Origin of the sequence: Streptomyces flavofungini, from assembly GCF_041028215.1 — a bacterium.
Taxonomy (GTDB): Bacteria; Actinomycetota; Actinomycetes; order Streptomycetales; family Streptomycetaceae; genus Streptomyces; species Streptomyces flavofungini_B.
In genome coordinates this window covers 1-3,375 of the sequence record NZ_JASKYR010000706.1, presented here as the reverse complement: position 1 = coordinate 3,375, position 3,375 = coordinate 1, and the positions used below count along the sequence as shown (strand labels likewise).

Below are 3,375 nucleotides of genomic sequence, written 5' to 3'. Positions count from 1 at the left end.
GGGTTGATGAGCAGCGCCTCGCCGAGGTGGCGGCGCGCCGCCCCGTACCGGCCGAGCTGCCGCTCGATCTCGCCCCGGTGGTAGGCGAAGAGCGCGCTGCGCGGCCCCTTCTTGATCGCCTTCGTGACGAGCTTCAGGCCCCGCTCGCCCTCCCCGGCCCGGTGCAGTGCCCAGCCGAGCGCGTCCGCCGTCTCCGGATTGCGGTGCACCGCGTACTCCGCCGTGAGCCGCTGCACCGCCACCTCCGCGTCCCCGTGGTCCGCCTCGTAGAGGCCGAGGACGCGCTGGTCGTTGACGCCGCCCGCGCTCTCCTCGCGCACCCGGGTGCGCAGCACGTCGTACTGCGCCCGCGCGGCGGGCAGCAGCTTCAGCGACTGGTACAGCTCGCCGAGCTCCAGGGCGTACTGCGGCATCGGCTGCCGGGTGAGCGCCGAGCGGTAGGCGTGCAGCGCCTCCGAGGTGCGGCCGAGCGCCGCGAGCGCGCGGCCCCTGCCCGCGAGCGAGGCGTGGTGGTCGGGGTCGGCGTCGAGCGCGGCCGCGTAGTGGCGCAGCGCCACCTTCGGCTCGCCGCGCTCCCACGCCATCTCCCCGACGCGGTACGAGGCCGCCGCCCGCTCGGCGGGGGTGCCGGCGAGCGCCACGGCCGAGGAGAGGGCGGAATCGGCGTCCTCGCGCCAGCCGCGGTCACGGTAGAACCACCCGGCGCGCACCTTGACGGCCGAGCGCGGGCCCAGGGCCTTCAGCTTGTCCAGGGCCTTGTCGGCGGCCTTGATGTCACCGAGCCCGCAGTAGGCGTCGATCAGTGCCGGGTAGACCGTCCACCGCTTGGGCGCCTGGTGCGCCGCCCGCTCGGCGAAGCCGCGCGCGGCACGGTAGTCGTGCCGCACGTTGGCGAGCGCGGCGAGGCCCGTCAGCGCCTCCGGATTGCGCCCGGGCATGGCCTTGAGGGAGGTCCGCAGCGCCTTGTCGGCCTTCGGGTAGTACCGGAAGTCGGCGGTCCGCTCGCCCCGCGCCACATACGCTGAGCCGAGCACCGCCCAGGAATGCCCGTCACCGGGGTGCGCCCGCAGATGCGCCTCGCGCTCTCCGATGAGCGCCGTCAGGTCGGGGAGCGCGGCGGGTCTGCCCGCCCCCACGGCCGCCATCGCGCGCCCCGAGGGGCCGAGCGCGGGCCGGGCCGGTCTTCCGTCGTCCGGGGACGCGAGCACCAGGACGCCGCCGAGCACGAGACTCCCCGCGACGGAGGCCACGAGCACATGGTTCAGGGAGAGCTTCATGGAGTCACTGTGCGTCAATACGAAGAGCACACCCCGGCAGGGGGAACGGCGTCGCACACGGGTTCACACCGATGGCGGGGGGTGCGAGGCTGTGATCATGAGCCGCACCCTCATCGAACTCCTCCAGGAGGGACTGCCCGCCGAGGCGGTCCTCACGGACCCCGACGTCACGTCCGCGTACGCCCACGACATGGCGAGCTTCTGCGAGGCGGGCATGCCCGCCGCCGTGGTCCTGCCGCGCACCGTCGAACAGGTGCAGCACGTCATGCGCACCGCCACCGAACTGCGCGTCCCCGTGGTGCCGCAAGGCGCCCGCACCGGCCTGTCCGGCGCCGCGAACGCGAGCGAGGGCTGCATCGTGCTGTCCCTGATCAAGATGGACCGCATCCTGGAGATCAGCCCCGTCGACCGCATCGCGGTCGTCGAACCGGGCGTCGTCAACGCGGCGCTCTCCCGCGCGGTCGGCGAACACGGCCTCTATTACCCGCCGGACCCCTCCAGCTGGGAGACGTGCACCATCGGCGGGAACATCGGCACCGCCTCCGGCGGCCTGTGCTGCGTCAAGTACGGGGTCACGGCCGAGTACGTGCTCGGACTCGACGTCGTCCTCGCCGACGGCCGTCTCATGAGCACCGGACGGCGCACCGCCAAGGGCGTCGCGGGCTACGACCTCAGGCGTCTCTTCGTCGGCTCCGAGGGCAGCCTCGGCATCGTCGTCCGCGCGGTCCTCGCCCTGAAGCCGCAGCCCCCGCAACAGCTCGTGCTCGCCGCCGAGTTCGGCTCGGCCGAGGCCGCCTGCGACGCGATCTGCGCGATCATGGAGGGCGGCCATGTGCCCTCCCTGCTCGAACTCATGGACCGTACGACGGTCAAGGCCGTCAACGACCTGGCCGGCATGGGCCTGCCGGAGACCACCGAGGCGCTGCTGCTCGCCGCCTTCGACACCCCCGACCCCACGGCAGACCTCGCCGCCGTCGGCGCGCTCTGCGAGGCCGCGGGCGCCACCCAGGTCGTCCCCGCCGAGGACGCCGCCGAGTCGGAACTGCTGCTCCACGCGCGGCGGCTCTCGCTCACGGCCCTCGAAGCGGTCAAGGGCACCACGATGATCGACGACGTCTGTGTGCCGCGCTCGAAGCTCGCGGACATGCTCGACGGCGTGCGGCGCATCGGCGAGAAGTACGGCCTGACCATAGGGGTGTGCGCGCACGCGGGCGACGGCAACACCCACCCCACCGTCTGCTTCGACGCGGCCGACCCCGACGAGGGCAGGCGCGCCCGCGAGTCCTTCGACGAGATCATGGCCCTCGGCCTCGAACTCGGCGGCACCATCACCGGCGAGCACGGCGTCGGGGTGCTGAAGAAGGAGTGGCTCGCGCGGGAGATCGGCCCGGTGGGAGTGGAGATGCAGCGCGCCGTGAAGGCGGCCTTCGACCCCCACTCCCTGCTCAACCCGGGCAAGCTCTTCTGACCCGTCCCCGTCGCCCCCGTGGCGGCGGGGCTCACTCACCGTCCTTGGACTCGTCCGAGGGCCACGGGTCGCGCAGCCACAGCTCGTCCGCGCGGCCGGAGGCGGGCGCGAGCAGCTCGGCGAGGCCGTCGTCGATGCCGAGCCGCCCGCCCTCAGAGCCCGGAGGGACCACCCGCAGGGTCCGCTCCAGCCAGGCGGAGACGGCCGTCGCCGGGGCTTCGAGCAGGGCGTCGCCGTCGGGCGAGGTCAGCGCCATCAGGACGACGGCGCGGCCGTCCACCTTCGTCGGCCAGACCCGCACATCACCGTGGCCGCACGGCCGGAACACCCCCTCGACGAGCAGCTCACGGGCGAACGTCCAGTGCACGGGGTGCTCGGAGCCGATGTGAAAGGCGATGTGGACGGCGTAGGGATCGTCGGTGCGGTAGGTGAGCCTCGCCGGAACAGATACGGCCCGTTCCGGTGACACGACCAGTTTGAGTTCGAGTTCGCGTTCCACCACGGAGTGCATGTCGCTGCGTTTCCTTCCCCTACGGGGTCCCGGAGCGGACCCGTACGAGTGGAGAGCGCGGCAGCGGCCGGGCGTTACGCGGGTTCGGCCAAGTTTCTCCGAACGAGTGCGMASAGGGG

Annotated in this window: 3 protein-coding genes; 1 reads left to right on the top strand and 2 read right to left on the bottom strand. The window is 73.0% G+C overall.

All coding sequences use genetic code 11. The annotated features are described in order from the left end of the window. Positions 1-1,277: tetratricopeptide repeat protein (locus AB8Z36_RS32870; protein WP_369217044.1), on the bottom strand; the 1,277-nt coding region annotated here is incomplete at its 3' end. 97 nt (positions 1,278-1,374) lie between these two features. On the opposite strand from AB8Z36_RS32870, the gene AB8Z36_RS32865 reads away from it, so the two are divergent. Next, positions 1,375-2,745 carry an FAD-binding oxidoreductase gene (locus tag AB8Z36_RS32865; protein WP_369217043.1) on the top strand — a complete coding sequence of 457 codons (1,371 nt, stop codon included), beginning with the start codon at positions 1,375-1,377 and terminating at the stop codon, positions 2,743-2,745. 31 nt (positions 2,746-2,776) lie between these two features. Here AB8Z36_RS32865 and AB8Z36_RS32860 read toward each other — a convergent pair whose 3' ends face one another. Beyond that, positions 2,777-3,256 carry an SsgA family sporulation/cell division regulator gene (locus AB8Z36_RS32860; protein WP_369217042.1) on the bottom strand — a complete coding sequence of 160 codons (480 nt, stop codon included), beginning with the start codon at positions 3,254-3,256 and terminating at the stop codon, positions 2,777-2,779. Between the last annotated feature and the right edge of the window lie 119 nt (positions 3,257-3,375).

What these genes read in the sequence shown, in the direction of transcription:
- AB8Z36_RS32865 (WP_369217043.1), top strand. Translation starts at nt 1,375, where the DNA reads ATGAGCCGCACCCTCATCGAACTCCTCCAGGAGGGACTGCCCGCCGAG.
- AB8Z36_RS32860 (WP_369217042.1), bottom strand. Translation starts at nt 3,256, where the DNA reads ATGCACTCCGTGGTGGAACGCGAACTCGAACTCAAACTGGTCGTGTCA.